Source organism: Streptomyces sp. NPDC054847, from assembly GCF_053610925.1.
This window is the reverse complement of sequence record NZ_JBSGZJ010000681.1, coordinates 1-2448: the sequence shown is the minus strand read 5'-3', so window position 1 is coordinate 2448 and position 2448 is coordinate 1. Positions and strand designations below refer to the sequence as shown.

Sequence of the window (2448 nt, the reverse complement as noted above, 5' to 3'; positions counted from 1 at the left end):
CACCAGTACCCGGCCGCTCTGCCGACGGCAACAAAAAACCCGGCCGAATTGACGGCCGGGGTATTTTCCTGGGTATATTTATTGTTTCCGTCCAGGAGATTCGTCACCGGACGAAGAAGTTCAATAAATGTACCTTACCGCGTCAGGAGCTGAATTGTCAACCGAGGAATTGCGGCGGGAACAGCAATTCGTCTCTCTCGTGCACGAGCGGCTCGACCAGCTCCGTGACGAGGCCGAAGCCGCTCTGAACGCCACGATCGCGCAGGTGGGGACGGGCAGGCAGGCGCGGGTCGAACGGGACATCGGCGTCGTCGAGCATTCGGCGTCGCTGGCGGCCCTGAATGCAGCCGACACCGGTCTGGTATTCGGCCGCATCGACCGGCGCGACGGTGTCACTCATCACATCGGGCGCACCGGAATCCGCCGTGACGACGCGGAACGTACTCCTCTGCTGATCGACTGGCGGGCCCCCGTCGCGCGCCCCTTCTATCTCGCCACCGGTCATGAGCCGATGGGACTGCGCCGCCGGCGGCACATCACCACGCAGGGGCGGACGGTCACCGCGCTGCACGACGAGATCATGGACCTCGCCGACACCACCCGCACCGGCTACGAGTCCCACGACGCCGACGAGGTGCTGCTCGCCGCGCTCGGCAGCGCCCGCACCGGGCGGATGGGCGACATCGTGTCGACCATCCAGGCCGAGCAGGACCGGATCATCCGGGCCCCGCAGCGCGGTGTCCTCGTCGTGGAGGGCGGCCCGGGAACGGGCAAGACCGCGGTCGCCCTCCACAGGGCCGCCTACCTGCTGTACGCGCACAGGGAACAGCTCTCCAAGCGCGCGGTGCTGATCGTCGGACCGAATCCGGCCTTCCTCGGCTACATCGGGGAGGTACTGCCCTCGCTCGGCGAGACCGGTGTACTCCTGTCGACGGTCGGCGAGCTCTTCCCCGGTGTGCACGCCACCGGCACCGACAGTCCCGCCGCCGCGGCCGTCAAGGGCCGCGCGGACATGGCGGACGTGCTGGCGGAGGCGGTACGCGACCGGCAGCGGGTGCCCGACAAGGACGAGCCGCTCGTCGTGCCGCACGACGACGGCGACCTCGTCATCGACTGGGGCATGGCCGTCGAGGCACGGCACAAGGCCCGCGAGACGGGGCTGCCGCACAATCTCGCCCGCCCCCACTTCGTGTTCCGGATCATCGACGACCTGACGGCCCAGCTCGCGGACCGCATCGGCGAAGACCCGTACGGAGGCCCCAACTTCCTCGGCCCCGACGACATCGCGCAGCTCGGCAAGGCCATCGCCGCCAGCTCCGACGTCCACGCCGCGATCGCCACGCTGTGGCCGCCGCTCACGCCGCAGGAGTTCCTGGCGGACTTCCTCGCGGAGCCCGCCCATCTGCCGGCGGAGGAGGCCGCACTCCTCAGACGGGAGACGGGCCCGTGGACCCCGGCCGACGTGCCGTTGCTCGACGAGGCTGCCGAACTCCTCGGCGAGGACGACTCGGCGGCCCTCGCCCGTGCCGAGGCCGAGCGCGCGCGGCAGATCGCCTACGCGCAGGGCGTGCTCGAAGTCTCCTACGCCTCACGGACGTACGAGTTCGAGGACAAGGACGACGAGGACTCGGAGGTCCTCGCCGCGCACGACATCATCGACGCCGAGCGGATGGCCGAACGCCAGGAGGAGGCGGACCACCGCAGCGCCGCGGAACGGGCCGCCGCCGACCGTACCTGGGCGTTCGGGCACATCATCGTCGACGAGGCGCAGGAGCTCTCGCAGATGGCGTGGCGGCTGCTGATGCGCCGCTGCCCGACCCGGTCCATGACCCTGGTCGGCGACCCCGCGCAGACCGGCGACGCGGCCGGCTGCGCGTCGTGGCAGGAGATCCTCGAGCCGTACGTCGGCGACCGCTTCGAGCACACCCGGCTGGGCGTCAACTACCGGACGCCTGCCGAGATCATGGCCCTCGCCGCCGAGGTGCGGCGCAGCAAGGACCCGGCGTTCGAGCCGCCGCGTTCGGTGCGCTCGACAGGGGTCGAACCGTGGGAGGTGACCGTGGACCCGGCGGAGCTCGCCGCCACTGTCGCCGACAGGGTGGCCGACGCCCCGCGCGAGGGCCGGATCGCGGTGATCGCCCCCACCGCTCTGCACACCGCGATCGCGGACGCCGTTCCGGACGTGTCCGCCACGGGCGAGCCCGATCTGACGCGGCCCGTGGTCCTGCTCGACCCGCGGGCCGCCAAGGGCCTGGAGTTCGACACCGTGATCGTGGCGGAGCCGGACCTGATCCTGTCCGCTTCCGCGCAGGGTGTGAACGACCTCTATGTGGCGTACACCAGGGCGACGCAGCGCCTGGGAGTGGTGCGCACGGGCGGCCGGGCGGGAACCGGAGCGGCCTGAGCCGCCGCCGACGTCGTGGGCGAGCGGGAGCGGCCGCCAGGAAC

1 protein-coding gene is annotated in these 2448 nt (G+C 71.0%); it reads left to right on the top strand.

Annotation, left to right across the window (positions count from 1 at the left end):
* Nucleotides 1–154: 154 nt before the first annotated feature.
* Nucleotides 155–2404 carry a HelD family protein gene (locus ACWGH4_RS34140; RefSeq protein WP_453467686.1) on the top strand — a complete coding sequence of 750 codons (2250 nt, stop codon included), beginning with the start codon at nucleotides 155–157 and terminating at the stop codon, nucleotides 2402–2404.
* The last annotated feature ends 44 nt before the right edge of the window (nucleotides 2405–2448 follow it).